Origin of the sequence: Bradyrhizobium sp. BEA-2-5 (genome assembly GCF_032918025.1) — a bacterium.
Lineage (GTDB): Bacteria > Pseudomonadota > Alphaproteobacteria > Rhizobiales > Xanthobacteraceae > Bradyrhizobium > Bradyrhizobium pachyrhizi.
In genome coordinates, this window is sequence record NZ_CP136629.1 from 7,710,917 (window position 1) to 7,736,664 (window position 25,748).

Here is a 25,748-nt window from a genome sequence, read left to right on the forward strand (position 1 = left end):
GATGAGCCTTACGCCGGCACCTGAAGATCGATCGTGACGCCCTTGGCGCGGATGTGTTCGCGAAGATTGCCCGGCTTGAGCTTGCCGCCGTCCTTGAGCTCGACCGGCGCGATGTAGGGGCCGACCGCGCCGACATCGTCGGCGGTGGCTTCGGCCAAAAGCGCGCGCGCATCGTCGGAGGTGCTGACGACAGCGGAATCGGACAGTTCCGTGGACCAGCCTTGCTTGGCGGTTCGGTACACCACCGCACCATCCCAGGTGCGGTTGGCGGTCACGACCGAGGGGCCGGCGATCTTGATCTTTTTCTGTTCGAGCGGGGAGGTCATTCGGCAGCTTTCAGCAGTTCGGAGAACATCTGGTTGGAGAAGAGTTGGGTGACGTTGGACCGGCTCCACGGCGCGGAATGCGCGACCACGTCGCCGATGATGAGAATGGCGGGACCGCCATCGACCTGTTTGACGAGCTCGGGCAGGTCGCGCAGCGTGCCGATCGCGCCCTGCGCATCGGGCCGCGTGACACGGGCGAACACGCCGACCGGCGTTTCCGGCGAGCGGCCGGCGGCAAGCATGCCTTCGCGGATCGAGGGCGCCGCGGTCATGCCCATGTAGACCACGACGGTCATCCTGGTGTCGGTCAGCGTCGACCAATCCACGTTCTCGGCATCGCGCGCCTTGTGCGCGGTCAGGAAGGTGATGCGTAGCGCCTCGTGCCTGAAGGTCAGCGGCACTTCGAATTGCGCGGCCGCGCCCAGACCGGCGGAGACGCCCGGAATGATGGAGTAAGCGACGCCGGCGTCGCGCAGCGCCTCGATTTCCTCGCCGCCGCGGCCAAAGATAAAGGGATCGCCACCCTTCAGCCGTACCACACGCTGGCCGGCTTGCGCGGCTTCGATCATGCGCTTGTTGATGGCGTCCTGGCCGATGCCGGGCTTGCCGACGCGGCGGCCGACCGCAACGCGCGTGGTGTCGCGGCGGATCCGATCGAGAATCTCGGACGAGACCAGCTCGTCGTGGAAGACGATGTCCGCATCCTGCAGCGCACGCAACGCCTTCACCGTGAGCAGATCCGGATCGCCGGGACCGGCGCCGACCAGCGTCACGTGACCGATGGCTTTGCCTTCCGGGCTCGCGCCGGCGAATGCGGCGGGATCGGTGATCGCGTTCAGCGCCTGCTCGGCCTCGTCCCTGCGGCCGGCCAGCACCAGCGCGCCGATCGGACCGTCGATGACGCGCTCCCAGAAGCGGCGGCGCAGTGGAAATTCGGCGATGCGCTCGTTGATGGATTTGCGGAATCCGCCGATGAACTCGGCAAGCTCGCCGATGCGCGCCGGCAGCAGCGCCTCGATCTTCTCGCGCACGCGCCGCGCCACCACCGGCGAGGTGCCGCCGGTGCCGACCGCGACCACGACATCGCCGCGATCGACGATCGCCGGGAAGATGAAGCTGGAGTGTTCGAGATCGTCCATGACGTTGACGGGCAGGCCGAGCGCCTTCGCCCGGACGGACATCGCAACGCCGATCTCGCCTGCGCCGGCACAGAGGACGGCGATGACATCGGAAAGATCGGCGGCGAGCGGATGGCCTTCGGCGCGCTCGATCCGCGCGGCGTCCTCCGCGGCGAGACCGGCAATGTCGTGATCGCCGTCGGTCGCGTACCAGCGCACCGCGGCGCCGGCGGCTGCAAGCAGCCGCAACTTGGCGCGCACAAGGTCGCCCGCTCCAACGAGCAGCACCTTGCCGCTTTGCAGATCCAGAAACACCGGCAGATATCGCATCAGACACTCGCTTCCCCAACTTGGGGGTTGACTGAAATTATTTTCTATTTATCTCTCGATCAAGGTCAGCAAAGAGAAAATTATTTCTTCTCTATTGCAGCGCAACTTTAGAATTTTCAACTCCACAGGCCAAGGCCAAGAGATGCATCTTCTCGACAACGAATCCGTCGCCGCCAGGACGCGGTCCGCAACGCTTAGCAATGCATCTTCCGTGCCGGGGATTCCCGCCAATCAGGCGCCTCCGTCCATGGACCATCTCGACCAGCTCGAGGCGCAGAGCATCTACATCTTCCGCGAGGCCTTCGCCCGGCTGAAGAAGATCGCCCTGCTGTGGTCGCTCGGCAAGGATTCCAACGTCATGATCTGGCTGGCGCGGAAGGCCTTCTTCGGCCGCGTCCCGTTCCCGGCATTTCACGTCGATACCGGCAAGAAGTTTCCGGAGATGTATCGCTTCCGCGACCATTACGGCAAGGAGTGGGATCTCGATTTGCGCGTCGAGCCCTGCCCGCCGATCGATGCCGTCGATCCGACGCTGCCGCCGGCCGCGCGCTCCGCCGCGCGCAAGACCGAAGGCCTCAAGATGGCGCTCGCCAAATACGGCTTCGACGGCCTGATCGCCGGCATCCGCCGCGACGAGGAGGCGACGCGCGCCAAGGAGCGCGTGTTCTCGCCGCGCGGCCTGGAGGGCAATTGGGACGTGCGCGACCAGCCGCCAGAATTCTGGGATCATTTCAACGCGTCGCCGCCGCAAGGGGCTCACTTACGCATCCATCCGATCCTGCATTGGACCGAGGCCGACATCTGGGCCTACACCAAGCGCGAGAACATCCCGATCATCCCGCTGTATCTCGCCAGGAACGGCAAGCGTTATCGCTCGCTGGGCGATGCCGACATCACCTTCCCGGTCGCCTCCACCGCGTCCAACATCGACGAGATCCTCACCGAACTCGACGGCACCAAGGTGCCGGAGCGCGCCGGACGCGCGCTCGACCACGAAACCGAGGATGCTTTCGAGCGCCTGCGCGTCGCCGGCTATCTCTGATCAACACTTCAAGCAACACCAAGCTTCGTGCGAGCGTTCCGATGAACATGATCCTTCCCACCGCCTCGATCTCGGCAACGCCCAACGGCACCACGCGTCCCCAGGTGCGCATCGTCATCGTCGGCCATGTCGACCACGGCAAGTCGACGCTGGTCGGCCGCCTCCTGCACGAGACCGGCAGCCTGCCCGAGGGCAAGCTCGAAATGCTGAAGGCCGTCAGCGCGCGGCGCGGCATGCCGTTCGAATGGTCGTTCCTGCTCGACGCGTTGCAGACCGAGCGCGACCAGGGCATCACCATCGACACCACGCAGATCCGCTTCCGCACCAATTCGCGCGACATCGTCCTGATCGACGCGCCCGGCCACGCCGAGTTCCTGCGCAACATGATCACCGGCGCCTCGCAGGCCGACGGCGCGGTGCTGATCATCGATGCGCTCGAAGGCGTGCGCGACCAGACGAGGCGGCACGGCTATCTCCTGCATCTGCTCGGCGTGAAGCAGGTCGCTGTCGTCGTCAACAAGATGGACCGCGTCGACTTCGCCGCCGCGCGCTTCAAGGACATCAGCGACGAGATCTCGGCGCATCTCAGCGGCCTCGGCGTGACGCCGACGGCGGTGATCCCGATTTCCGCGCGGGACGGCGACGGTGTCGCGGAGCGCACGGGCCGGATCGGCTGGTACAAGGGACCGACCGTGGTCGAGGCGCTCGATAGGCTCGAGCCGGCGCGGCCGCTGGAAACGCTGGCGCTGCGGCTGCCGGTGCAGGCGATCTACAAGTTCGACGACCGGCGCATTGTCGCCGGCCGCATCGAATCCGGCAGCCTGATCGCCGGCGACGAGATCGTGATCATGCCGGCCGGCAAGATCGCCAGGATCAAGACCGTCGAGAGCTGGCCGGTGACGCCGCTGGCGGGACGGCAGGGTGCGGGCCGCTCGGTCGGCATCACGCTCGACCGCGAACTGTTCATCGAGCGCGGCGACATCATCGGACATTCCGGGCAGAGCCCGCGCGACACCCGCCGCATCCGCGCGCGGATCTTCTGGCTGCATGACAAGCCGCTGACCAAGGGCGAGCAGATTCTGATCCGGCTCGGCACCAAGGAGAGCCGCGCCACCGTCGTCGCCATCGAGAAGGCGGTCGATCCCGGCGAGCTCTCGAGCACCGAGAACAAGGCGATCGCCCGCAACCATGTCGGCGAGATCGACATTTCGCTTTCGAATCCGATTGCCACCGATCCCTACACCGAGAACCCGCGCACCGGCCGTCTCGTGATCGAGGTCGCGGGACGCATCGCCGGCGGCGGCCTGGTGCTGTCCGTCGATGCCGGCCAGCGCGCCGTGCCGGTCGATATCGTGCCGGTGGAATCGGCACTGCGCCCTGACGAGCGCTCCGCGCGCTATCGCCACAACGGTGCCGTGGTCTGGCTCACCGGCCTGCCGGCGTCCGGCAAGTCGACGCTGGCCAGAGCGCTGGAGCGGCGGCTGTTCACCAATGGCGGCTCGCCGGTCCTGCTCGACGGCGACACGCTGCGCGCCGGGCTCAACAGCGATCTCGGCTTCTCCGCCCCCGATCGCAGCGAGAACATCCGCCGCCTCGCCGAGGTCGCGACGCATCTCGCTCGCAACGGCCATATCGCGATCGTCGCCGCGGTCTCGCCCGCGCGCGAGGACCGTGCCACCGCGCGCCGCATCGCCGACACCGCGTTCCGCGAGATCCATGTCGCGACGCCGGCCGAGGTCTGCGAGACCCGCGATCCGAAGGGCCATTACGCCAAGGCCCGCTCCGGCGCGCTGCAGGGCTTTACCGGCATCGGCAATGACTACCAGCCGCCGACCGGCAACGAGCTGACCATCGACACCTCGAACCGCTCGGTCAGCGATGCCACCGACGAGATCGAGCGGATGCTGGCCACGACCGGCATCCTGTTCGACGAACTGACCGACCTCGCGGCGAATATCTAGGCGGCGCAGCCCCCTCCTCTGGGGGGCCTTCTCAGAACCGGGACTTTAGGGCTAAAAGGGCCGTGAACGCGGCCCTTTGGCGCGTTTTTTGCTGATTTCTCTCGAAAACAGCCCCTAAACGCCCCATTTCTTTAAGAAAGCCCATCATGAAACGCGTCGACGCCCACGGATTGAAGATCGCCCCCGTCCTGTTTGACTTCATCGCCAACGAAGCGGCCCCGAAAACGGGGATCGCGCCGGATGCGTTCTGGGCCGGGCTTGCCGCCATCATCAAGGAACTGGGGCCGAAGAACCGCGAGCTGCTCGCATTCCGCGACACGCTGCAGGCCAAGATCGACGACTGGCACCGCGCCAACAAGGGCAAGGCGTTCGACCTCGATGCCTATACCGCCTTCCTGAAGGAGATCGGCTATCTGATCCCCGAACCGGCGACGCAGAAGGTCGAGACCGCTGATGTCGACGAGGAGATCGGCAAGATCTGCGGTCCGCAGCTTGTCGTCCCCCTCACCAATGCGCGCTACGCGCTGAACGCGGCGAACGCGCGCTGGGGCTCGCTCTATGACGCGTTCTACGGCACCGACGCGATTCCGCACGACGCTGCCGAGAGCGGCAAGGGCTACAACAAGGCGCGCGGCGACAAGGTGATCGCCAAGGCCAAGGCCTTCCTCGACGCCGCCGTGCCGCTCGCGACCGGCAGCCACACCGACGTCACCGCCTACAGCGTCGTCACGGGCCAGCTTGCGGTGAAGCTGAAGAGCGGCAATGCCACCGCGCTGAAGAACGCGGCACAGTTCGCCGGCTTCCAGGGCGATGCCGCCCAGCCTTCCGCGATGCTGCTCGTCAACAACGGCCTGCATGTCGAGGTCAAGATCGACCGCAGCAGCGCGATCGGCAAGGACGATCCAGCCGGCGTCGCCGACATGATCATGGAGGCCGCCGTCTCCACCATTCTCGACATGGAGGATTCGGTTGCCGCGGTCGATGCCGAGGACAAGGTGCTGGTCTACCGCAACACGCTCGGCCTGATGAACGGCACGCTCTCGGCCGATTTCGAGAAGGGCGGCAAGACGCTGACGCGCTCGCTCAACGCCGACCGCAGCTACAAGACGCCGGACGGCAAGGGCGAGGTGACGCTGCACGGCCGTAGCCTGCTCCTGATGCGCAATTGCGGTCACCACATGTTCACCGACGCGGTGCTGGACGAGAAGGGCGAGGAGATTCCGGAAGGCCTGCTCGATGCCGCCGTCTCCGGCTTGCTCGCCATCCACGACCTCAAGGGCAACTCCAAGGTCAAGAACAGCCGGACCGGCTCGGCCTATATCGTCAAGCCGAAGATGCACGGCCCGGACGAGGTGTCGCTGACCTGCGAGATCTTCGACCGCGTCGAGAAGATGCTGGGCCTGCCCGAGAATACGCTCAAGGTCGGCATCATGGACGAGGAGCGGCGCACCACCGTCAACCTCAAGGCCTGCATCCAGCGCGCCTCCAAGCGCATCATGTTCATCAACACCGGCTTCCTCGACCGCACCGGCGACGAGATCCACACCTCGATGGAAGCGGGTCCGATGATCCGCAAGAACGAGATGAAGGCGCAGGCCTGGATCAAGGCCTATGAGGACTGGAACGTCGATATGGGCCTGACCTGTGGCCTGCCCGGCCATGCGCAGATCGGCAAGGGCATGTGGGCTGCGCCCGACAAGATGGCGGACATGCTGGCGCAGAAGCTTGGCCATCCGCAGGCCGGCGCCACCACCGCCTGGGTGCCCTCCCCGACGGCCGCGACGCTGCACGCGCTGCACTACCACCAGGTCAACGTCACCGCGCGCCAGCAGGAGCTCGCCAAGGGCGGACCGCGCGCGAAGCTCTCGGACATCCTCACCATCCCGGTGTCGAAGTCGAACTGGGCGCCGGATGACGTCAAGCAGGAGATCGACAACAATTGCCAGGGCATCCTCGGCTACGTCGTGCGCTGGATCGACCAGGGCGTCGGCTGCTCCAAGGTGCCCGACATCCATGATGTCGGCCTGATGGAAGACCGCGCCACCTTGCGCATCTCCAGCCAGCATCTCGCCAACTGGCTACACCAGGGTGTGATCACCGAAGCGCAGGTGATGGAATCGCTCAAGCGCATGGCGGTCGTCGTCGACAAGCAGAACGCGGGCGATCCCGTCTACAAGCCGATGGCGCCCGCCTTCGACGGCGTCGCCTTCAAGGCGGCCTGCGACCTCATCTTCAAGGGCCGCGAGCAGCCGAACGGCTACACCGAATACATCCTCACCGCCCGCCGCCGCGAGGCCAAGGCCGCCGGCTGATCTGCAAGCGATCGCAACAACATGCAAAAGCCCCGGCGATAAGCCGGGGCTTTTTTTGTCGGCGCCGCGAGTGACGCCGGGAAGAGCCGGACGCGATCGCCTGCCGTCGTAAGGGCGCACTGCCAAAAATATCGAAAACAACCCCATGCAAAGTAGCCGGCGGATACGGCAACTTGACTCGTCGGGCAAATCAGGTCCATATTTCCATTATCCAGAAATCGCGAAGGCCACGGGGCTGATCCGCGATCGCTGCGACAAGCAAGAGCCCCGACGATGAGCCGGAGCTTTTTTGTTGGCAGTCCGCTACAGCATCCACATCATTGCGAGCGTCAGCGAAGCAATCCACCCCTCCCGTATGCGGACAGGTGGATTGCTTCGTCGCGTGGCCTGTCATCGGGCCGCGCTTCGCGCGGACCGTTGGCTCCTCGCAATGACAGATCTAGAATACCGCCAGATATTTCAGCAGCGACACGATGCCGATGATGATGACCACCACGCGCGCGATCTGCTTGGCGCGGCCGTCCATCGGCAGCATGTTGATGAGATAGAGCACGAGAATGACGACGAGAAAGGTAACGAGTACGCCAACCAGCATGCGGGGCCCCCTGATGGCATCGGTGAATCTGCTGTTCGCCCTTTGCTAACGTGCAGGAGGCAGGCCGGTTCCGCGCCAGGAACCGAAAGCGGCCGCCGACGTGTGATCGACGCTACTCGCGCGCCACCACCGCCGGCCGGCCATACTTGGCGCGGATGCGATCCGGCGCCGGCGTGAAGTTGAGCTGCGCGCCGCGCCGGTCCGGACGGCTCACCGACATCAGCCCGTTCTTGCCGGCAACGATGTCGCCCTTGCGCAAGGTCGGATCGTCCTCGATTTTCACCGCGGCGAGGCCGACAGTATCCTTGCCGTTGCAGGTGCACCCCGCGACGATCTCGTTACGATAGCGGAACGCGTTCGGCAGGTCGGAATACGGTTTGCCGTCTTCCGTCGCGGCGTTGTCGATGTTGCCGCCATAGACCACTTCGGTCGCGCTCGCCGGACAGAAGCTGTTGCAGCTTTCCGCCTTGCTCTGGTTGCCGGTCGCAGCGAGCGGGAAATAGCGGCCGTCGCAGGTCCGCACGCAATAGGCCTGGCCGACGTCATAGCGAGGACGGCGCTCGACCCGCGGCGCCATCGGCGCCGGGCCGTCGTCGAACGGCATCCGGATCACCGGCGGGCGGCCATGCATGAAGCCGCCGAACAGTTGCGAGAAGAAGTCCTGGGCCTGCGCTGCAGGCGCAAGGGACAGGCCGAGCAATGCCGCCGTGCCGAACGCGCAGCGCCTTACGTGCCGTTTCACCATCACCGACCTCGGTACCATGCCGATCCCTAGAGCCCCGTTCCGATTGAATCGGAACGAGGCCCTAGATTCTTGTTCTGACGCGTTTTCTTCACGCGAACTGATATCCACTTCGCTCGAGAACGCTCTAGTACAACGAGGAAGCCGTCGGGATGTTCATCGCCTGACGCCCGGAAGGCAGCGTCGTCGCCGCAGGGCGCGGCCGCGCCGCGGCCGGCCGGACCGAGATCTGCGTCGTGGTCGGGCCGATCTCGCGCGCGGCGAGGAGCGGCGCATTCTTCGGCAGCACCACGACCTTGGCGCCGACATTGACCCGGTTGAACAGGTCGATGACGTCCTCGTTGGTCATGCGGATGCAGCCGGACGAGACGAACTTGCCGATGGTGGAGGGATCGTTGGTGCCGTGGATGCGGTATTCGCTGGAGCCGAGATACATCGCACGCGCGCCGAGCGGATTCCCGGGGCCGCCGGCGACGAAGCGCGGCAGGTAGGGCTGGCGCGCGATCATCGCGGTCGGCGGATGCCAGTCCGGCCACTCCGCCTTGCGGCTCACGCTCTGCACGCCCGACCAGGTGAAGCCCTCGCGACCCACGCCGACGCCGTAGCGGATCGCGCGGCCGCCACCGAGCACGTAATAGAGTGCGGTGTTGCCAGTATCGATGATGATGGTGCCGGGCGCCTCGGTCGTGTTGAGCGCGACGGTGGTCCGGCGCAGCCGCTCCGGCAGCGCGCCGTCCTCGGCGACGCCAGCCGAGGGGTCGTTCATCACCTCGTCGGCGGGAAATGCGCCCGGCTGCGTCGACGCATAGCCGAGCGCGGAAGAGCGGACCTGGGCGCTGGCCGACGTGGTGACGACAAACGGCGTCGCAAACAGGACGCTGGCGAAGGCAAGGGTGCGCGCGGCGCGCGACGCAAGCCGGCGGCTGGAAACAGACTGCTGTGTCATGTGCTGCCCCTGGACGGGATGCGCATCGTGGTGATGCGATGCCGGGCCAACGCGCATGGCCGCGAGTCGGTTCCGCCGCGAATCGTCGCGAAGCCGCGATTGTCAACCCGTCACGTTTCACGAACCCGCGATGGAACTTCCTCCGTATCGGCCAGTTGTCACCGCGCAATTCGACGCGCGGGGCGACCACGCGACGGGTTTGTTCGTCCTCACGCGGGAGGAGTTCGGTGCGCGCCTTTCCGAGTGAAGACCTGCTTGGCAAAGCGCCCGAAGGCACGCCAGTCCCCGACAGCAAGATCGAGCTGCCGCCGGTTGTCAGCCGCGCCGAGGCCGTCGCTTTCGCGTTGATGGCCCTGCTGGTTATCGTCATTGTCGCGGTGCTCTATTTCGCACGCGCCTTCTTCCTCCCGATCACCATGGCCTTCATCGTCGGCACCATGCTGTCGCCGGCGGCGAGCATGCTCGAACGCTATCGGATCCCGCGCGCGCTCGGCGCGGTCGTCATCGTGATCGCGGTCGGCGCCGCCGTCAGCTTCATGGTCGGGCTCATTGCCTCGCCGGTGATGGAGTGGAGCTCGCGGCTGCCCGAACTCGGCGCGATCCTGAAGGAGAAACTGCATGTGTTCGACCGGCCGCTCGCGCTGTGGCAGGAATTGCAGACCATGGTCGGCGGCTCCGATACGCTGGCCACGCTCCAGCTGCCGAAATTCGAGTGGGTGCAGCCGACGCTGGAATTCCTGTCACCGACCTTCGCCGAATTCCTGCTGTTCATCGCGACCCTGATCCTGTTCATCGCAAGCTGGAAGGATCTGCGGCGCGCACTGGTGATGGCCTTCAGCGAACGCACGGCGCGGCTGCGCACGCTGCGCATCCTCAACGAGGTCGAGACCCATCTCGGCAATTATCTTCTGATGGTGACCACGATCAATGTCGGCGTCGGCATCGTCACCGGCGCGATCTGCGCGGCAACGGGCATGCCAAATCCGGCCGGGCTCGGTGCGCTCGCCGCGACGCTGAACTTCGTTCCGATCATCGGGCCGATCGCGATGTTCGTCGTGCTGGTCGCGGTCGGCATCATCGCCTCGCCGACCATCGGCGCCGGGCTGATCGCACCGGCCTGCTTTACCGTCGTGACCTTCATGGAAGGACATTTCGTCACACCGACGATCGTCGGCCGCAGGCTGTCGCTGAACGCGCTCGCGGTTTTCCTGGCGCTGGCGTTCTGGACCTGGCTGTGGGGCCCGATGGGCGCCTTCCTGTCGTCGCCGCTCCTGATCGTGGCGCTGATCGTCAAGGAGCATTTGATGCCGGTCAATTCGCCGCAGCTGCCGGAAGACTAGCAAGGCGTTCTCAAGCGAAGCCGGCACCGCTTGAAGCCCGGTTTCACGGCTGGAACCATGCACCGCGCGGCGCGTTTTTGTTCCAGCACGCAAGTTCTCCGGGAGCTTTTCGATGTCGAGCACGGACAGCGCATTTGGGATCAAGAACATGACGGACAAAGCGACCTACGAACGCCTTGAAAAGGATGTAGCAGCCGTGAAAAGCGATATCGCCGCCCTCACCGACCAGATCACCGACGCGCTGAACTCGTTTGCCAACAACGCGGGCAAGCAGGCCCGCCGCCGCTACAAGGATGCGCGCGCCAGTGCGGAAGATACACTCGACGACATGTCGGAGCGCGGCAGCGCGATGATGGGCGCGGCGCAGGATGCCGCATCCTCGATCGAGGAGACGCTGGAAGAGGCGATCACGCAGCGACCGCTCGCGACCGTCGGACTGGCGCTCGGCATCGGCTTCCTGATCGGCGTCGCCTGGCGCCGCTAGGCAATCTGCGGTCTCCGGGGGATGAGCCCCATGGTGGCGATCACGCGGAAACCGCCCCTCTGGATGCGATGGCGGCGCTGGCGCGCCGCCGCTGCGTTTGTCGATGCGCTCTTCAGGGCAAGGCTCAAGGCAAGATTCAAGGCAAGATTCAGGGCAGGGCTGGTCGATGCTTCAGCGGCTGATCAATGACGTCAAGGATTCCACCGGCAACGTGCTGCGGCTGACGTCGCTGGCCGCGGCCACCGCGATCGCGCTGTTCATCACCATCGGCTTCCTGTGCGCCGCCGCCTTCGTCTACGTACTGCAGCACTACGGGCCGGTGGAAGCATGCCTCGCCGGCGCCGCGCTGTTCCTTGTCGTCACGCTGATCGCCGCCAGCGTCTACATCGTGCGCAGGCGCGAGATGCGCCGCCGCGCCGAGAAGGCGGCAAAGGCCGCCGCGGCCAATGTGTTTGCCGATCCGGTGGTGGTCGCCACCGGCCTGCAGATCGTGCGGGCCATCGGCGTGAAGCGGCTGATCCCGATCCTGGCGATCGGCGGCCTCGCGCTTGGCCTGATGGCAAGCCGCAGCGCCGCCAGCAGCAGCGAGGCGGACGAGGAGGAATAGCCCTCTCGTTTGCAAGATTAGCGCGAAACCAGCACCGACAACCATCGTCGTCGCCCGGCTTGACCGGACGATCCAGTATTCCAGAGACAGCGGTATTAAGCGAATGGGCCGCGGCGTACTGGATCGCCCGCCTTCGCGGGCGATGACAGCGTTTGCTTGTTGCGATAGCGCTTCGCCCTGCTCAGGTCACGCAGCGGCCGGGCTGCAGCAGCTTGGCCACTTCGGTCAGTACGCTGACCACGGGCTCGCAGGCCACCTTGCGGGTGTCGCCGGGCCGTGCCCGAGCGGGCACTGCCGGGCGATGGCGCGCCTCTTCCTTGGCCACGGGGACGCGGACCAGCACCGACGTATCGGGAAGCCGCTCGACCTTCAGCGCAACGGTCCGGCTCGGCAGGCCGGTGACTGGAATCGCGGCACGGTCGGTCTTGGCGGCGCGATTGACGGCGCTCTCCGGCGCCAGTGCGGTGGTGACCTGCTGGCGGCCGATGAGATCGTGGCCGGATGCCAGCTGGACGGCGCCAAGCGTCAACCCAGCCGCCAGCGTAGCGAAAATTCTCATCTGAATCTTTGACATGGTGATGTCCCTCGCCCCATGGAAATTCGCTCGACGATCCCTTGGCGATCCCGGACACAACGCGAACGAAACCCGCGGGGTTCTCGCGTCCGGCCATCACTTAACCGTGTACGAAAATATTTTCGCTTGTACGGAACGACTCAGGGGGTCTGCGAGTCTTTGGAAGAGCCGGTTATTCCCCCTGCCCCATTGACCGGCGACGTAGGGCGCGACCGTGGTGATGCCGGTCGCGCCCTGCTCTTTTTCTGGTGTGCCGCAAACGATGCGTCAGCCGGCCTGTCGCTCACCGGTCCGAAAACCTGAAACCAAAGGCCCGGTCCTCCCACTCGCGAGAGGACCGTCCGCGTCAGGCATTGTCGTTCGATGGCATGTCCTGGGATCGAACAACCGTCACTTCACGGCATGACGGGCAACGACCGACGTGAAACTTGATTCCGGTTGTCTGGTCGTCGACGAGCATCAATTCGCTCAAGGGCTCACCGCATTTGCAGGTGACCGTTCTCTGATCGGCAAAGTACATCTGACGTCCTCCATAAGCCTGGAGATTTCTCGTCTTCGGGGCGAGTTCGTTTGCGCCGTGCTCGCCCCCTCGCTTCCGCTCCTTCTCGGTCGGTCAGATCCGGACCATCCGGATTGGTTGGTGTGACTCCAAGCGCTTATTTCGAAGCGGATTTCGCCTTCCGTGACTCCGCGGCTTCGCGCGCCTGCCGCTCGGCCTTGAGGCGCTGGAAGTTGTCGTAGAACGCCTTCTCGTTGGCGCGATGCTCCTTCATCGCCTGCGATGCGTCTTGCTGACGCTGCGCATCACGGTCCTTGCGCTGCTGGGGAGTAAGATTCATGCGACCTCCGACTAAGCTCTTGAATCAACGCTGGATTCAACGCACGAGCCCGGAAATGGTTGCACCTTGGGAAGGAACCGGATCTATTTGCGCAGGCTCGCCCAGACGCCGCCCAGGATCAAAAGGCCGCCGACCAGATGGATCAGCTTCGGCGGCTCGCCGAGGATGATCCAGGACAGCAGCGCGCTCGCGATCGGTGCGACGTAGAGCACCAGCGAGCTCCGCACCGAGCCGAATCTCGCGCCGAGCCAGGCGAAGCCGGCATAGGCAATCAGGCCGGGCACGAGGCCGGCGAAGACATAGGCCTCGAACGCCCTTGTGTTGAACACCGCAGCCGGCGTCGCCCACATCTCCTGGAGCGCCGGCGGCAGCGAGCACAGCGCGCCGGCCGCCGAGAACAAGCTGACCCGCGCCAGCAGCGAGGCGCGCGGCGCGACGCGCGACTGCAGCAGCGTGTAGCCGGACCAGCCGAGCATCGCGCACACCACCAGGAGATCACCCCAGGCCGCGCTCGACTGCGTCAGCGTTTCCAGACGACCGCCCGAGACGATCAAGAGCGCACCGCCGAGCGCCAGCGCCGTGCCGAGCCATTGCAGCGGACCGATATGCTCGATGCCAAGCGCCGCCGAGATCAGCAGCACCATGATCGGCGACAGCGCGAAGATCAGCGCGATGTGGATCGCGGTGGTCGTGATGCCGGCGATGTAGACCGGGCCGCCGCACAGGAACATGCCGAGGAAGCCGGCGGCAAGGATCGGCCAGAGGTTCTGCGCCAGCGGGATCTTGCCGTCGCGGATCGCTGCGATCGCAAACGGCGCGAGGCCGATGGCGATGATGCTCCAGCGGAAGAAGGCGAGCGAAAACGGCGGCACCGAGCCGGCGAGCCCGCGCGCCAGAACTTGGTTGGAGGCCTGCCCGACCGCGACCAGGATGAAGCCGGTCAGCGCGACCGCGTCCTCCCAGCCTTTGGCGGGGCGGCTGACCTGCGCTTTCGGCGGCTCCGCATCCATGACACCGCCCCCTCAGCCGGCGTGCGATCGGCTCACTCGTCCGCTACTGCTCGGCCGCCTCACGCTCCATGTCGCGGCCGGACAGATCCTCGCCCTGCATGTTGGCGTAGTCGCGCGCCATCTCGCGCATCAGGAATTTCGCAGGCACGTCGTGATAGCTGCCGCGGTCATTGACGTATTGCATGTAGGCGCGGCCTTCGCCGTCGAAGGGGTGCAGCAGCGCATCGGTGTGGCCGTCGAAATCGAGCGGGGCCACGCCGACCTTGGCGCAGAGCGTATCGTTGAACGTCGGCGTCGCCTTGCGCCAGGCTCCGTCGACGAACACTTCCGTGAAGCCGTGCCAGGTGAAGATGTCGGTGCCCATGCTCGCGCGCAGCTTCTCGGTGGTGAGATGGTTCTTCACATCGGCAAAGCCGACACGGGCGGGAATGCCATGGACGCGGCACGCGGCCGCATAGAGTGACGCCTTGCCGACGCAATAGCCTTGTCCGGCGGCGAGGACGCTCGAGGCCCGGTAGCTCTCGGGCGAGCGCATGCTGACATAGGGGTTGTAGCGGATTCCGTCGCGCACGGCCTTGTAGAGCACGCGAGCCTTCTCCCGCGCGCTGGCGTCAGACGGAACGGCGGCGCGGGCGAACGCCTCGACGGCGGGATGGTCGCTGTCGACATATTCGCCAGGGTCGGTGTAGAGGCGGCTGATCGTATCGGGGAGCTGCTCGGTCATGGCACAAGCTTAGCAAGCCATCTGCACAGTTCAATGCAGCACGTGCAGCGTTTCCCGCAGCCCTGCCCGGCCGGAGCCCCGCTCTGATTGAATCGAAACGGGGGCCTGGATTTTAGCTTTGACGCGTTTTCTTCACGCGAACCGGTGCCACTTCGTTCGAAAACACGCTAGTTCTTGAAGTGTTCGTCCAACTGCGGCGGCGGGTAGCTGCGCCGCCTGGCCTTGAAATATTCACGTGCGAAATGGATGCCTATCCCGATCAGGAACGGCGGCGCAAGCGCGGCGGCGATCACCAGCGCGGTGATCGACTTCGGCGTCAGGATGTCCAGCACCATCGACGCCAGCAGCCACAGCGTGGCAGCAATCACCGCGACGTCGACGTGCTTCATTCCCCGGTCTTTCCCTTGGTTCCTGGCTACCATCCGGGTTCCATCCTACCGGCTGGTCCCGGGCGCGCCAAGGATTCCGGGCCACAGACGGGACCTCCGCCCCTTCACTTTTTTGGAACGGCGCTTGCGCGGGCCACGTTGGTGCAGAAGTCCTGGATCCAGGATCAAATATTGATCCGGATCAGCCGAGCACGGAGGCCACGATGGGCAACTCCAGTGACATCCACAGCGGCGTCGACCATCCCGCCAGCCGGAACGGCGTCAACGACCCCGTCGGCGGCGTCGATGTGAAGCGAACTTTCGACGACAACCAGACGCCGCACGAACGTGCGCAATGGGCCGCCGATGTGCGTGCCGACGCCTCACCTCGGCGGGGCGAACCGTTCCTGCCCGAAGCGCTGCGACGGCCGCCGACCGCGCCGCTCAATCCACGCACCGGCCGCCGCGCGACTGACTAAATTAGGTTGAATCGTCATCGCGCCTTAGCTCTTTGTTTGAGCATGATCTTTTCGGAAAACCGCTTCGCACTTTTCCGGATCATGCTTTAGGCTGTGAACGCCCGCACCAGCAGCAGGCCGCCGAACAGCGCGAGAATCGAGAGCGCGACGGAGGCCGCGATGTAGGTGCCGGCCGACCATAGCTCGCCGCGCTGCATCAGCACGATCGCATCGAGCGAAAAGGTCGAGAAGGTGGTGAAGCCGCCGCAAATGCCGACGGTGAGAAACACCCGCATCGCCTGGCTGGCATTCCAGCTCAGCGCGAACGCTTCCGCGAAGACGCCGATCAGGAACGAACCCACGATATTGATCGCCAGCGTGCCCCAGGGAAATTCCGTGCCGACCAGGCGCCCCGCGCCGATCGCCACCAGATAGCGCGCGACCGATCCCAGCGAACCGCCGATCGCGATCGCCGCCAACAACTGAACGTTCAATGCTCCACCTTTCCGGCTCGCCATTCGATGAAGCCCGCCACCAACCCAAGCACGAAGGTCGCAGCGACCAGCTCGCCCGGCGCGCCGACCAGCAGGGCGACAACACCGACGAGCCAGATCGACCCGACCAGCGACAATGCGATTGAGAGTGAACCAGGAAGACCCGTCATGCGCTGTCCCTTCTCATTCGCGGGACACGGCGGGTCGGCGGTGGCGCATGCTCCTACCGACGCTGTCGCGCCCGGTAGGAGTCATCAGCCTCGCGGCGGTTATCGGGGGACTCCATCCCCATCAACGTGGGAATGGTAGGCGAGCGGAGCGGCAGGAGCAAGTGGGCCCGTTCCGCCGTTTCGCTTCTCGGCTCAGCCGGTCGTCGACAGCATCGCGTTCAGCTCAACGGCTGTTCGCAGTTGCTCGATGCGCGCGACAATCTGCTCGCGTTCGGCACCGCGCGGCAATCGGGCGAGCAGGCTTTCAAGTCGCACGCGATGTTCCTCGAGGCGCTGCTCGAATGTGTGGGGTTCAGATCGCTTCCGCTTTTGAATCGTCCTCTGCATTATCGACCTTTGGCGGTTGAAGACCGGGGCTGTTGGCCCAGCGGTCCAGTTGCTCGATGACTTTCGCGTGGCTCGGGCGCCGCGGTTTCGGGGCTTCCGGCTCCTCGGACAGCTTGCGGGGAAGCTTGACGTGGTTGGCCATGGCATCTCTCCAGCGACATAACGAGGCGGGCGGCCGGATCGTTCCTTTATTTTTTATCTAAGTTATTGATTTCATTTGATAATTCAACTAAGTTGACGTTTTTGTCTCAACCGATGGAACCCCATGCGAGTTTGGTGGTTTAGCAAATTACTCAACAAGCTAAGTCTTGGTGTTTTGCGATGAATGAGCTTCGCGCTGAGCGTCTTCAGGTCATGCTGTCGCCGGAGGAGTTGGCAGCCCTCGACGATTTCCGCTTCAAGCACCGCATGCCGACCCGCGCCGCGGCGGTCCGCGAGCTGCTCAAGCTCGGTCTGGCCGGCATTGGCGTCGATGGGGGAGCAGGAGTGAAATCGAGCGATTATGGTGTGTTCGATCGCGGGCCCGAGGGGCACACCCAGAGCGACGCGCCGCAAGAGGATTGACGGCGCGTTGGCGCTGACGTGGCGGTTCAGCCCGCGGCGAACAGGTCGACAATCGCCTTCAGACTGCACACCACGAGGGCCGACGTGAACATCGCCGTGCCGAGATCCGCGAGATAAAGCAGTTGCGCCCTCTGCTCCGCATCAAGCCGCGCGATCGCCTTGCGCATGGCCAAGCTCCCTTTTCGGGAGAACGCGATGCGCCGATGTCCGTTCCCTTCTTTGCGTCAGGCCCGCTGCAGCGCCAGCGTCACGCCGCCGAGCGTCAGCGCCATGGCGCCGATCTCGCGCAGGCCCAGCGGCTCGCCCAGGATGATGGCGGCGGAGACCACGCCGATCACGGGAACGATCAGCATGCCGGTCGAGGCCGTGGTCGGTGGCAGACGGCGCAGCGTCTCGAACCAGGTGACGTAGCAGATGCCCATCGGCACCAGCGTCATATAGACGAAGCAGCCGAGCCCCAGCGGGGTGATCGCGGCATAGTTCGGATGCTCGAAGAGGATGCCGAGCAGGAGCATCACGAGGCAGCCGATGCCGACCTGCCAGGCCACCACCGCCAGCGGCGGCATCGGCAGCGGCTTGCGGTTGAGCACGTTGCCGAGCGCGAACAGGATGGCGCAGAGCAGCGCCAGCACGATGCCCAGCAGCTTGTCGGCGCCGAACGCAAAGCCGTTGCCGCTGAGCAGGAGTGCAACGCCGGCAACGCCGAGCACCAGCGCCGCAAGATCCCGCAGCGTCGGGCGGCTGTGCTGCACCGGCCAGGCAAACAGCATCGCCCAGATCGGCATCGTATAGGCGAGCAGAGCGCCCTCGCTCACGGTCACATATTTCATCGCGACCGTGCCGAGCCCCATCCAGGCAAAGACGTTGGTGAAGGAGGCAAACAGCAGCCGCGGAATCGCCTCGCGCGGCACGGCGAGCGACTGTCCGCGGGCCAGCGCCAGCGTGCCCAGGATCGCCGCCGCGCAGGTGCCGGCAAGCCCGCGCGCGAACAGGGGTGGCCATTGCTGCAGCAGCAGCTTCATCAGCGGCCAGTTCAACGCCCAGCCGAACGCCGTCACCACCAAGCAGAGAAAGCCCACCGTTCTATCGCGCTGCGTCGTATCCATGGGCGGCGCTTAGCAGGCGAACGCAGGCGATTCCATATCGCATCGCGCATGCGCACCACCCTGTCAGGCAAAGGTGCCGATCGTGACCCGCGGCCAGCCCTCGCTTTTCCGCGCGGCGGCAAGCCTGATCGTCCAGGCATCGATCAGGCTGGCGATGAGCAGGCGGCCGGTGCCGCGCATGTCGGGCAGTCTCATGGTCGGGGTGCCGAGCGTGAGCGCGACCACGCCGTGGGTTGCCGCCAGCAGTGCGGTTGCGAGCCGCTGCGGCAGGCCCGGCGCCGGCTCGGCGCCATGTGCCGCCAGAAATTCCCGCACCGAGATCACGAACAATTCGTAGCTGCGGCGCGCGATCTCGGTCTCGCCGAAATAGACGCCGTCGGGAAAACGGCGGTCCTCGATCGTGCCGGACATCGAGAACAGCGAGCGGAAGTGATCGGGATTGTCGGCCCAGTAATCGAGATAGGTTTCCATCACGCGCCGCAGCCGCAGATCGCTGTCGGCCGTCTCCGCGCGGACCCGCTCGAGGCGTTCGGCGACCGCCTCGAGATTCTGCTGCTTCACCGCGAGCAGCAGCAACAGCTTGGTCGGGTAATATTTGAGGACGGTGCCCTTCGAGTAGCCGATCGCGTCGGCGATCTTCTGGATCGAAACGGTCTCCAACGTGCCGGCGGCGAACTCCTTGCGCGCGGTCTCGAGGATCAGCGCCTTCAGCGCCTCCTTGTCGGCCTCCTGGCGCGCCCTGCGCTGAAAGCGCCGTGCGCCTTTGGCTCGCTCCACGATCGACATCCCCATCTGCCTCGCGCCTCCATGCCGCGCACCCGCCCCGATGGCAACCCCGCCCTTGCAGCATGCGAGTTAATTGACTATGGTCAATTAACCAATGACAAGACGGGAGGATCCGATGAGCACCCATGCGAGCCCCCTTGCGAGCCCCCTTGCCGGCGACATGGTCCGCAGCGATTTCGATCCGTTCAGCGCGGCGACGCGGGCCGACCCCTACGGCACCTATGCGGAGCTGCGTGCCGCAGCGCCGGTCATCCGCCTGACCAGATATGACATCTGGGCGGTGCCGCGCTTTGCCGAGGTCAAGACGATCTTCGGAGACCATGTCAATTTCAGCAACGCCGGCGGCGCCGGACTTGCAAACCACTTCAAGGAAAAGCCGTGGCGGCCGCCGAGCATCGTGCTGGAAGCCGATCCGCCGCTGCACACGCGAACCCGCGCGGTGCTGGCGCGGATCCTCTCGCCCGGCGCGATGCGGCGGCTCGCTGATGATTTCAAGTCAACGGCGACGCGGCTGATCGACGGGCTGGTCGAGCGCGGATCGTTTGACGCCATCAAGGACATCGCGGAGGTGTTTCCGGTCAGCGTGTTTCCCGACGCGCTCGGCATCGACCAGGAGGGCCGCGAGAACTTCCTGACCTATGGCGCGATGGTGTTCGCCGGCTTCGGGCCCGAGAACGACTATTTTCGCGATTTGATGCAGCAGGCGCCCCGCGTGCTTCCCTGGGTCGCGGCGCGCTGCCAGCGCGAGGCGCTGCGCCCGGGCAGTTTTGGCGCGCAGGTCTATGAGGCGGCCGACGCCGGAGAGATCAGCGCGGAGGAAGCTCCGCTGCTGGTGCGTTCGCTGTTCTCGGCCGGGCTTGACACCACGATCAGCGCGATCGGCATGGCGCTGTACACGCTTGCGCGCCATCCCGAGCAATGGTCGCTGCTTGCGGAAGATCCGTCGTTGTCGCGCGCGGCATTCGACGAAACCCTGCGCTTCGATTCACCGGCGCCATTCGTGTTCCGCACCACGCCGCATGACACCGAGATTGCAGGCGTCAAGATCGGCAAGCACGAGAAGGTGCTGCTGCTACTTGCCTCCGCCAACCGCGACGAGACGCGCTGGGAGCATGCCGACCGTTCGACGTCAGACGGCGGCTCTCCGGTCACATGGGCTTCGGCGTCGGCATCCACGGCTGTGTCGGGCAGATGGTGGCACGGCTGGAAGCCGAGGCCGTGATCACAGCGCTCGCCAGCCGCGTGAAGCAGCTCGAGATTGCAGGCCCCACAGCCTTCCGCGACAGTTCGGGCCTGCGAGCGCTCAGCACGATGCCGGTCTGCGTGACGCCGAAATAGCGTCGCCATCGAAGGCTTGCTCAAAAAAAGCCGGCGTACCTTTCGGTACGCCGGTCTGGATTTTGCCGCTTGCGTAAATTCAGCTCATGCCGAGGCGGCGCTCGGCGCGCGGTTGCGTGAATTGCGCTGGAAGAACAGCGCCTGGCTCGCCACCGCCGATACCATCGCCGGCTGGAACGGCTTTGAGATCAGGAACGCCGGCTCGGGACGCTCGCCGGTGAGGAAGCGCTCAGGGTAGGCCGTGATGAACACCACCGGCACTTCGAAGGTGCGCAGCAGCTCGTTGACCGCATCCAGGCCCGACGAGCCGTCGGCGAGCTGGATGTCGGCGAGGATCAGGCCGGGCCGCTTGTTCTTGGCCAGCGCCACTGCATCGGCATGGGTGCGCGCGACGCCGACGACGTTGTGGCCGAGATTCTTCACTAGGCTCTCGAGGTCCATGGCGATGAAGGTCTCGTCCTCGATGATCAGCACGTCGGTCGCAATCTCGGCCGCCATCTCGCGTCCGGCAGCGTCTGCAAGACGCCGCGTCTCCGCGACGTCGGTGCCGAGAACGAAGGCGACTTCCTCTTCCGAGAAGCCCTCGAGCGAAAGCAGCAGGAAGGCCTGACGCGGCAGCGGCGTGATGTTCGACAGCCGCCGCTCCGGCGGCATCGGCAGGGTCGTCACCTCGGCATCTTCGTTGACCGAGACCGAATTCCAGATCTGCGTGAACAGCCGAAACAGGCCGGCCCGAGGCCCATGGCTCTGATCCAGCAACGATCCATCCTGCAACAGGGCCTCGAGCATGGCCCCGACATAGGCGTCCCCCGACGCCTGATTTCCGGTCAGTGCGCGAGCGTAACGGCGCAACAGCGGAAGGTGTTCGGCAACGATCTGCGATCGGGACATTCCCACTCCATCCTTGTTCGTGAGGCCTGGCGGCCTGAAACCCGTTGTCTGGGGGCGACAGAATCCAGTTCTGGGACGACCCCGGTTCCCCTGCATCGCCGACTACGCGCGAAAGCCGAAAAAGTTCCACGAAATAGTTCCAGCATTCCGGAACTTTCTGCGCAACTTTGCATTAGCTCCTGACCGACGAGGCAACGCGGCCAGCCTCTTTTTTCGAGGAAACGACTTGGAAATCAGAGACTTAACTCCCGGGGAAGCGTGGATCACATCATGAAGGAAGTAAAGAAGCAGGGCGGTCTCAACGCCGAGATTCAATCGAGAATCGGCCACCAGCTTCGCGCCATGTACGATGACGTGGTGCGACAGGGCGTACCCGACCGCTTTGCGGAGCTGATCCGCAAACTCGACGGGCCGGAGGCTGCGGCGGCGGCCGTCGCCGGGGGCGATACCGACAAGAACAATGGAGGGGACTAATGCCTCTCACGAATGAACTTCGCGACGATATCCTTGCGTCGGTCCCGAGCCTGCGCGCGTTCGCGATCTCGCTGTCCGGTAATGGGGACCGGGCCGACGACCTGGTCCAGGAGACGCTGCTGCGCGCGCTCGCCAATATCGACTCGTTCCAGCCCGGCTCCAACCTGCCGGCCTGGCTGTTCACGATTCTGCGCAACCTGTTCCGCTCCGACTATCGCAAGCGGCGGCGCGAGGTCGAGGATGCCGAGGGCAACTACGCCAAGACGCTGAAGACCCAGCCTTCGCAGAACGCGCATCTCGAGTTCGAGGAGTTCCGCACGGCGCTCGACAAGCTTCCGCAGGATCAGCGTGAAGCCTTGATCCTGGTCGGCGCGTCAGGCTTCTCCTACGAGGATGCGGCCTCGATCTGCGGCTGCGCGGTCGGCACGATCAAGAGCCGCGTGAACCGCGCCCGCTCGAAGCTCGCCGCGCTGCTCTATGTCGACGGCGCCGAGGATTTCGGGCCCGACGAGACGGTGCGGGCCGTGATCGGCGGCAGCGGCGGCTAAGCGCGACCGCGGCGATAAATAGGAAAAGGCGGCCCGCGGGCCGCCTTTTTCATGTTGGCCTGCAAGGTCCGGCGACGCTCAGCGCGCCGTCAGCTGGCCATCGCCTTGACGGACGCCGGCTTGAAGCCGTTTCTCAGTTCGAGGATCTTGGCTGCGATTTCGGTCACCGGGACCGGATGACTGAACAGGAAGCCCTGCGCCTCGTTGCAGCCTTCGGCCCGCATATGATCCAGCTGCTCGACGGTCTCGATGCCCTCCGCGATCGTGGTCATGCCGAGGCTTCTGCCGAGGCTGATGACGGCGCGGACGATCGATTTCGATCCATGCGTCGCGGTCGCGTCGCGCACGAAGGATTTGTCGATCTTGAGCTTGTCGAAGGGGAAGCTGCGCAGATAGCTCAGCGAGGAATAGCCGGTGCCGAAATCATCCAGCGCGATGCGCACTCCCTGCGCCTTCAGCTTGTGCAGCGTTGCAAGCGTCTCGTTGCTGTTCGCGAGGAACACGGACTCGGTGATTTCGAGCTCCAGCCGGCGCGGCGACAATTTTGACGTCGCGAGCGCGCCGATGACGACGTCGATGAAGTCGGCATCGCGAAACTGGACCGCGGAGACGTTGACCGCGAGCTTCATCTCGCTGGGCCAGGTCGTCGCCTGTTCGCAGGCGCGATTGAGCACCCATTCTCCCAGCGGGCCGATCAGACCGATCTCTTCCGCGATCGGGATGAACTGGTCCGGCGGCACCAGCCCGCGCTTGGGGTGATGCCAGCGCAGCAACGCCTCGAAGCCGCAGATGCGGTCGAGATGGAGATCGTAGAGCGGCTGGTAGAACAACGAGAACTCGTCCTTGACCATCGCCTCGCGAAGGTCGAGCTCGATGGCCCGACGCCGCTGCAGGCTGGCGTCCATCGCAGGCTCGAAGAAGCGCCAGGTGCCGCGGCCTTCCATCTTGGCGCGGTACAAGGCGACGTCGGCGTTCTTCAGCAGCTTCTCGCCGGTGGTGCCGTCGCCCGGCGACATCGAGATGCCGACGCTGCATCCGACGATGACGCGATGCCCGTTCAGCTCGTACGGCGCGCCCACGCATTCCACGATGCGGCGCGCGAGGCGTTCGGCCTCGTCTCCGCCCTGGACGCCACACTGGATGACCGCGAACTCGTCGCCGCCCAAACGCGCGACGGTGTCGACCTCACGGACGCAGGCGTTGAGCCGGTCCGCGACTGCGCACAGCAGTTCGTCGCCGACCGGATGCCCGAGCGTGTCATTGACCTGCTTGAAATTATCGAGATCGAGGCAGAACACCGCGAAGCCGAGTCCGCGGCCGACCTGCGCAACCGCCAGCTCGATCCGCTCGGCCAGCAACGTCCGGTTCGGCAGCTTGGTCAGGGCATCGTGCCGGGCCATGAACGCGATCTGCGATTCCGCCCGTTGCTGTTCGGTGACGTCCTCGCAGGTGACGAGCCAGCCGTCATCGGATGTCGGCCGTTGCGCGATCGCAATGATCCGTCCATCGCTGAGATGCTGCAGATAGTTGCCGTCGTGCTGAGCCATCGACCGCTCGCGCTCCGCCAGCAGGTCGGTGACGGTCCGCTCCCCGTGATTGCCCGCGGCGATGCTCAGGTCGAGCACCTCCTCCATGGTCATTCCGGGAACGACAAGCTCCGGCGATATATCGAAGATCTCACAGAACCGGCGGTTGGCGACCTGCAGCCGCGCCTCGCTGTTGTAGAGGCACAGCCCTTGCGACATGTGCGTGAGCGCCGCGTCGAGCCGCAAATTGGTTTCATGCAGCTCGGCCTTCTGCTGCTTCAGCGCGGAGATGTCGCTGTAGACGAGGACGACGCCGCCCTCCTGCGTCTCGCTGCGGCTGACGCGCAGCCAGCGTCCATCCGCAAGCTGCGCCTCGCTCGCAAAGCCATCGATGTCACCATCGGCGGGGGCCAGCCTGGCGGCATCGAGCCGGTCCGACTGCAGAAGCTGCGGCGAGAGACGGATGAATTCACTCGCGCGCGAGTTGGCCAGCGCGACCTGGCCATCCGCGTCGAGCAGCACGACGCCCTCACGCGACGTTTCGAGCGCATCGGAAAGCCGTGCCTGCGCGGAGCGGCGTTGCGATACTTCTTGATTGACCATTCGCCGAATGTTGTCGCGCATCGTTTCCATGGCGGTCAGAAGCGTGCCGAGCTCGTCGGTCCCGCCCTTGGGGATGGTCGCGTCGAGGTCGCCGCCGGCGATGCTTCGCGCGGCCCGCGATGCGATCGCGACCGGTCCGATAATGCGGCGCGCCAGCAGCCACGAAAACAGCGCCGACAGAAACAGCGCGACGGTCAGCCCGGCCACGTTGAGCTGCAGGTCCCGCTTGATGGTCGAGAGCGCCTTTTGCCGGAACAGGAAGCCATCGCCGGCCGTATAATTGACCAGCAGCTCGACCTGCTGGCTGACGATCTTGGAGTAGCGATCGACATCGCCGACCGTCGCACCCGGTGCGCGCGGATCGGCCGCCGTGCTGCCCTCCGTGGACGATCCGATCGCGCGCCGGTGCAGCGCCATCCAGGCGTCGGCGGCTTCCTGAACCTTGGCGGCGGCTTGCGCGGCGCGCGAGGATTGCGACCGATCGGCAGCAATCGCCAGGTCTTCCGAGAGCGTCTTTGCGAGCTTTTCAATCTGGCCATCGAGATTGGCCCGGATCTCCGGATCCGTGGTCAGCAGGCGTTGCGACGAGGCGACCCGCATCGTGGCGAAATCCGCACCGGCCGCGCGCGCATAGTTGATCGACATCAGGGATTCGTCGAAGGTCTTGGCCACCAGATCGCCGGCATGGCGGATGCCGAGGATGGAGTACCCGCCGAGGGCGACCGCAACGGCGCTCATCGCAAGGCAAAAAATCAGAATCTGGCTGCGGATCGACCCCTTGGTCAGGGCAAGACGCGAAAGGCGGCCGGTTGCGAACCGAAAGGCCGCACCGCTCTTTACCTTGAGGTTGCCAAATAGGCTGTCCATGCCCGCGTTTCGCCGTAGTGCTCGATACTCAAGCTACGCAGAAAGGCGCAGCACTGCGGAAAATAACTGTCTGCTCAAAATTGCTTTAGTAGTGACTGGAACTCATGCTGAAATCGTTAAGATCAGCTGGCGATAATCACCCTTACAGGTGGTCCGGGAGCCACATTTGCAGCCCGGGATAGCCGATATTTGGTGTTCGAGGTTCAGCGGGGGTCTCA

The 25,748-nt window shown here is 65.1% G+C and carries 29 protein-coding genes, 1 pseudogene and 1 riboswitch; of the genes and pseudogenes, 11 read left to right on the forward strand and 19 right to left on the reverse strand.

The window, feature by feature from the left end; genetic code table 11:
* Positions 1–8: 8 nt before the first annotated feature.
* Both RX327_RS35950 and cysG read right to left on the reverse strand, forming a co-directional pair.
* Entirely contained in the window at positions 9–326 is a 318-nt protein-coding gene (locus RX327_RS35950; RefSeq protein WP_317248711.1) for a DUF2849 domain-containing protein, read from the reverse strand.
* Positions 323–1,774, reverse strand: coding sequence for a siroheme synthase CysG (gene cysG / locus RX327_RS35955; protein WP_317248712.1), 1,452 nt, complete (start codon positions 1,772–1,774; stop codon positions 323–325). Before cysG ends, RX327_RS35950 begins: the two co-directional genes overlap by 4 nt.
* 247 nt (positions 1,775–2,021) lie before the next feature.
* On the opposite strand from cysG, the gene cysD reads away from it, so the two are divergent.
* The 3 genes from cysD to RX327_RS35970 all read left to right on the forward strand — a co-directional run bounded on the left by cysD (position 2,022) and on the right by RX327_RS35970 (position 7,089).
* Positions 2,022–2,816 carry a sulfate adenylyltransferase subunit CysD gene (cysD, locus tag RX327_RS35960; RefSeq protein WP_317248713.1) on the forward strand — a complete coding sequence of 265 codons (795 nt, stop codon included), beginning with the start codon at positions 2,022–2,024 and terminating at the stop codon, positions 2,814–2,816.
* A 41-nt stretch (positions 2,817–2,857) separates the two neighbouring features.
* Entirely contained in the window at positions 2,858–4,777 is a 1,920-nt protein-coding gene (gene cysC / locus RX327_RS35965; RefSeq protein ID WP_317248714.1) for an adenylyl-sulfate kinase, read from the forward strand.
* 146 nt (positions 4,778–4,923) lie between these two features.
* Positions 4,924–7,089 carry a malate synthase G gene (locus RX327_RS35970; protein ID WP_317248715.1) on the forward strand — a complete coding sequence of 722 codons (2,166 nt, stop codon included), beginning with the start codon at positions 4,924–4,926 and terminating at the stop codon, positions 7,087–7,089.
* A gap of 439 nt (positions 7,090–7,528) precedes the next feature.
* On the opposite strand, the gene RX327_RS35975 is transcribed toward RX327_RS35970, so the two are convergent.
* The 3 genes from RX327_RS35975 to RX327_RS35985 all read right to left on the reverse strand — a co-directional run bounded on the left by RX327_RS35975 (position 7,529) and on the right by RX327_RS35985 (position 9,372).
* Positions 7,529–7,684, reverse strand: a complete 156-nt coding sequence (locus RX327_RS35975; protein WP_007599832.1) for a Thivi_2564 family membrane protein — start codon at positions 7,682–7,684, stop codon at positions 7,529–7,531.
* Between the two features lie 112 nt (positions 7,685–7,796).
* The gene (locus RX327_RS35980) at positions 7,797–8,429 is read right to left on the reverse strand and encodes a DUF2865 domain-containing protein (protein ID WP_317248716.1); all 633 of its coding nucleotides are present in this window, start codon (positions 8,427–8,429) and stop codon (positions 7,797–7,799) included.
* 124 nt (positions 8,430–8,553) lie between these two features.
* On the reverse strand, positions 8,554–9,372 hold the full coding sequence (locus RX327_RS35985; protein WP_317248717.1) for a L,D-transpeptidase: 819 nt from the start codon (positions 9,370–9,372) through the stop codon (positions 8,554–8,556).
* Positions 9,373–9,599: 227 nt separating this feature from the next.
* On the opposite strand from RX327_RS35985, the gene RX327_RS35990 reads away from it, so the two are divergent.
* From RX327_RS35990 to RX327_RS36000, 3 genes are all read left to right on the forward strand, one after another.
* Positions 9,600–10,712, forward strand: coding sequence for an AI-2E family transporter (locus tag RX327_RS35990; protein WP_028334714.1), 1,113 nt, complete (start codon positions 9,600–9,602; stop codon positions 10,710–10,712).
* Between the two features lie 112 nt (positions 10,713–10,824).
* Entirely contained in the window at positions 10,825–11,196 is a 372-nt protein-coding gene (locus RX327_RS35995) for a YqjD family protein (protein WP_317248718.1), read from the forward strand.
* 166 nt (positions 11,197–11,362) lie between these two features.
* Positions 11,363–11,803, forward strand: coding sequence for a hypothetical protein (locus RX327_RS36000; RefSeq protein WP_028334713.1), 441 nt, complete (start codon positions 11,363–11,365; stop codon positions 11,801–11,803).
* Between the two features lie 181 nt (positions 11,804–11,984).
* Here the strand turns inward: RX327_RS36000 and RX327_RS36005 are convergent, their stop codons facing one another.
* From RX327_RS36005 to RX327_RS36025, 5 genes are all read right to left on the reverse strand, one after another.
* Positions 11,985–12,377, reverse strand: coding sequence for a hypothetical protein (locus RX327_RS36005; protein WP_317248719.1), 393 nt, complete (start codon positions 12,375–12,377; stop codon positions 11,985–11,987).
* Positions 12,378–13,033: 656 nt separating this feature from the next.
* Entirely contained in the window at positions 13,034–13,216 is a 183-nt protein-coding gene (locus tag RX327_RS36010; protein WP_028334711.1) for a hypothetical protein, read from the reverse strand.
* Positions 13,217–13,299: 83 nt separating this feature from the next.
* Positions 13,300–14,226 carry a DMT family transporter gene (locus RX327_RS36015; RefSeq protein ID WP_050387216.1) on the reverse strand — a complete coding sequence of 309 codons (927 nt, stop codon included), beginning with the start codon at positions 14,224–14,226 and terminating at the stop codon, positions 13,300–13,302.
* A gap of 43 nt (positions 14,227–14,269) precedes the next feature.
* On the reverse strand, positions 14,270–14,950 hold the full coding sequence (locus RX327_RS36020) for a transglutaminase family protein (RefSeq protein WP_317248720.1): 681 nt from the start codon (positions 14,948–14,950) through the stop codon (positions 14,270–14,272).
* A gap of 167 nt (positions 14,951–15,117) precedes the next feature.
* Complete coding sequence (locus RX327_RS36025; protein WP_028334708.1) at positions 15,118–15,339, reverse strand: hypothetical protein; 222 nt, start codon at positions 15,337–15,339, stop codon at positions 15,118–15,120.
* Between the two features lie 203 nt (positions 15,340–15,542).
* On the opposite strand from RX327_RS36025, the gene RX327_RS36030 reads away from it, so the two are divergent.
* On the forward strand, positions 15,543–15,797 hold the full coding sequence (locus RX327_RS36030; protein ID WP_050387215.1) for a hypothetical protein: 255 nt from the start codon (positions 15,543–15,545) through the stop codon (positions 15,795–15,797).
* 86 nt (positions 15,798–15,883) lie between these two features.
* Here RX327_RS36030 and crcB read toward each other — a convergent pair whose 3' ends face one another.
* From crcB to RX327_RS36050, 4 genes are all read right to left on the reverse strand, one after another.
* On the reverse strand, positions 15,884–16,270 hold the full coding sequence (crcB, locus tag RX327_RS36035) for a fluoride efflux transporter CrcB (protein WP_028334706.1): 387 nt from the start codon (positions 16,268–16,270) through the stop codon (positions 15,884–15,886).
* Positions 16,267–16,440, reverse strand: a complete 174-nt coding sequence (locus tag RX327_RS36040; protein ID WP_157347175.1) for a hypothetical protein — start codon at positions 16,438–16,440, stop codon at positions 16,267–16,269. Before RX327_RS36040 ends, crcB begins: the two co-directional genes overlap by 4 nt.
* A gap of 68 nt (positions 16,441–16,508) precedes the next feature.
* Positions 16,509–16,569, reverse strand: a riboswitch (Fluoride riboswitch).
* A 63-nt stretch (positions 16,570–16,632) separates the two neighbouring features.
* A complete protein-coding gene (locus RX327_RS36045; protein ID WP_317248721.1) occupies positions 16,633–16,755 on the reverse strand; it encodes a hypothetical protein in 123 nt (40 codons plus the stop codon).
* Positions 16,756–16,792: 37 nt separating this feature from the next.
* Positions 16,793–16,969 carry a hypothetical protein gene (locus RX327_RS36050; protein WP_167350454.1) on the reverse strand — a complete coding sequence of 59 codons (177 nt, stop codon included), beginning with the start codon at positions 16,967–16,969 and terminating at the stop codon, positions 16,793–16,795.
* A 179-nt stretch (positions 16,970–17,148) separates the two neighbouring features.
* On the opposite strand from RX327_RS36050, the gene RX327_RS36055 reads away from it, so the two are divergent.
* Positions 17,149–17,391, forward strand: coding sequence for a hypothetical protein (locus tag RX327_RS36055; RefSeq protein WP_028334705.1), 243 nt, complete (start codon positions 17,149–17,151; stop codon positions 17,389–17,391).
* A gap of 26 nt (positions 17,392–17,417) precedes the next feature.
* Here the strand turns inward: RX327_RS36055 and RX327_RS36060 are convergent, their stop codons facing one another.
* The 3 genes from RX327_RS36060 to RX327_RS36070 form a co-directional block, all read right to left on the reverse strand.
* Complete coding sequence (locus RX327_RS36060) at positions 17,418–17,558, reverse strand: hypothetical protein (protein WP_157347178.1); 141 nt, start codon at positions 17,556–17,558, stop codon at positions 17,418–17,420.
* A gap of 57 nt (positions 17,559–17,615) precedes the next feature.
* Complete coding sequence (locus RX327_RS36065) at positions 17,616–18,497, reverse strand: DMT family transporter (protein WP_317248722.1); 882 nt, start codon at positions 18,495–18,497, stop codon at positions 17,616–17,618.
* A 63-nt stretch (positions 18,498–18,560) separates the two neighbouring features.
* Positions 18,561–19,283, reverse strand: coding sequence for a TetR/AcrR family transcriptional regulator (locus tag RX327_RS36070; protein WP_244482595.1), 723 nt, complete (start codon positions 19,281–19,283; stop codon positions 18,561–18,563).
* Between the two features lie 115 nt (positions 19,284–19,398).
* Here RX327_RS36070 and RX327_RS36075 point away from each other — a divergent pair.
* Positions 19,399–20,621 (forward strand): annotated as a pseudogene (locus RX327_RS36075) (cytochrome P450).
* 84 nt (positions 20,622–20,705) lie between these two features.
* Here the strand turns inward: RX327_RS36075 and RX327_RS36080 are convergent.
* Positions 20,706–21,512, reverse strand: a complete 807-nt coding sequence (locus tag RX327_RS36080; protein ID WP_317248724.1) for a response regulator — start codon at positions 21,510–21,512, stop codon at positions 20,706–20,708.
* Positions 21,513–21,782: 270 nt separating this feature from the next.
* On the opposite strand from RX327_RS36080, the gene RX327_RS36085 reads away from it, so the two are divergent.
* Both RX327_RS36085 and RX327_RS36090 read left to right on the forward strand, forming a co-directional pair.
* Complete coding sequence (locus RX327_RS36085; RefSeq protein ID WP_018269610.1) at positions 21,783–21,986, forward strand: NepR family anti-sigma factor; 204 nt, start codon at positions 21,783–21,785, stop codon at positions 21,984–21,986.
* Complete coding sequence (locus tag RX327_RS36090) at positions 21,986–22,534, forward strand: sigma-70 family RNA polymerase sigma factor (RefSeq protein WP_317248725.1); 549 nt, start codon at positions 21,986–21,988, stop codon at positions 22,532–22,534. Before RX327_RS36085 ends, RX327_RS36090 begins: the two co-directional genes overlap by 1 nt.
* A gap of 89 nt (positions 22,535–22,623) precedes the next feature.
* Here the strand turns inward: RX327_RS36090 and RX327_RS36095 are convergent, their stop codons facing one another.
* Positions 22,624–25,530: an EAL domain-containing protein gene (locus RX327_RS36095; protein ID WP_050387212.1), complete on the reverse strand. Its 2,907-nt coding sequence runs from the start codon at positions 25,528–25,530 to the stop codon at positions 22,624–22,626.
* Positions 25,531–25,748 lie beyond the last annotated feature (218 nt).

Coding starts and splice junctions, on each gene's coding strand:
- RX327_RS36040 (WP_157347175.1), bottom strand. CDS start 16,440: ATGACGGGTCTTCCTGGTTCACTCTCAATCGCATTGTCGCTGGTCGGG.
- RX327_RS35995 (WP_317248718.1), top strand. CDS start 10,825: ATGTCGAGCACGGACAGCGCATTTGGGATCAAGAACATGACGGACAAA.
- RX327_RS36010 (WP_028334711.1), bottom strand. CDS start 13,216: ATGAATCTTACTCCCCAGCAGCGCAAGGACCGTGATGCGCAGCGTCAG.
- RX327_RS36095 (WP_050387212.1), bottom strand. CDS start 25,530: ATGGACAGCCTATTTGGCAACCTCAAGGTAAAGAGCGGTGCGGCCTTT.
- RX327_RS36020 (WP_317248720.1), bottom strand. CDS start 14,950: ATGACCGAGCAGCTCCCCGATACGATCAGCCGCCTCTACACCGACCCT.
- cysG (WP_317248712.1), bottom strand. CDS start 1,774: ATGCGATATCTGCCGGTGTTTCTGGATCTGCAAAGCGGCAAGGTGCTG.
- RX327_RS36025 (WP_028334708.1), bottom strand. CDS start 15,339: ATGAAGCACGTCGACGTCGCGGTGATTGCTGCCACGCTGTGGCTGCTG.
- RX327_RS36080 (WP_317248724.1), bottom strand. CDS start 21,512: ATGTCCCGATCGCAGATCGTTGCCGAACACCTTCCGCTGTTGCGCCGT.
- cysD (WP_317248713.1), top strand. CDS start 2,022: ATGGACCATCTCGACCAGCTCGAGGCGCAGAGCATCTACATCTTCCGC.
- RX327_RS36050 (WP_167350454.1), bottom strand. CDS start 16,969: ATGGCCAACCACGTCAAGCTTCCCCGCAAGCTGTCCGAGGAGCCGGAA.
- RX327_RS36000 (WP_028334713.1), top strand. CDS start 11,363: ATGCTTCAGCGGCTGATCAATGACGTCAAGGATTCCACCGGCAACGTG.
- RX327_RS35985 (WP_317248717.1), bottom strand. CDS start 9,372: ATGACACAGCAGTCTGTTTCCAGCCGCCGGCTTGCGTCGCGCGCCGCG.
- RX327_RS35950 (WP_317248711.1), bottom strand. CDS start 326: ATGACCTCCCCGCTCGAACAGAAAAAGATCAAGATCGCCGGCCCCTCG.
- RX327_RS36060 (WP_157347178.1), bottom strand. CDS start 17,558: ATGCGCAAGGCGATCGCGCGGCTTGATGCGGAGCAGAGGGCGCAACTG.
- cysC (WP_317248714.1), top strand. CDS start 2,858: ATGAACATGATCCTTCCCACCGCCTCGATCTCGGCAACGCCCAACGGC.
- RX327_RS36090 (WP_317248725.1), top strand. CDS start 21,986: ATGCCTCTCACGAATGAACTTCGCGACGATATCCTTGCGTCGGTCCCG.
- RX327_RS35970 (WP_317248715.1), top strand. CDS start 4,924: ATGAAACGCGTCGACGCCCACGGATTGAAGATCGCCCCCGTCCTGTTT.
- RX327_RS35975 (WP_007599832.1), bottom strand. CDS start 7,684: ATGCTGGTTGGCGTACTCGTTACCTTTCTCGTCGTCATTCTCGTGCTC.
- RX327_RS35980 (WP_317248716.1), bottom strand. CDS start 8,429: ATGGTGAAACGGCACGTAAGGCGCTGCGCGTTCGGCACGGCGGCATTG.
- RX327_RS36070 (WP_244482595.1), bottom strand. CDS start 19,283: ATGTCGATCGTGGAGCGAGCCAAAGGCGCACGGCGCTTTCAGCGCAGG.
- RX327_RS36030 (WP_050387215.1), top strand. CDS start 15,543: ATGGGCAACTCCAGTGACATCCACAGCGGCGTCGACCATCCCGCCAGC.
- RX327_RS36015 (WP_050387216.1), bottom strand. CDS start 14,226: ATGGATGCGGAGCCGCCGAAAGCGCAGGTCAGCCGCCCCGCCAAAGGC.
- RX327_RS36055 (WP_028334705.1), top strand. CDS start 17,149: ATGAATGAGCTTCGCGCTGAGCGTCTTCAGGTCATGCTGTCGCCGGAG.
- RX327_RS36085 (WP_018269610.1), top strand. CDS start 21,783: ATGAAGGAAGTAAAGAAGCAGGGCGGTCTCAACGCCGAGATTCAATCG.
- RX327_RS36065 (WP_317248722.1), bottom strand. CDS start 18,497: ATGGATACGACGCAGCGCGATAGAACGGTGGGCTTTCTCTGCTTGGTG.
- RX327_RS36005 (WP_317248719.1), bottom strand. CDS start 12,377: ATGTCAAAGATTCAGATGAGAATTTTCGCTACGCTGGCGGCTGGGTTG.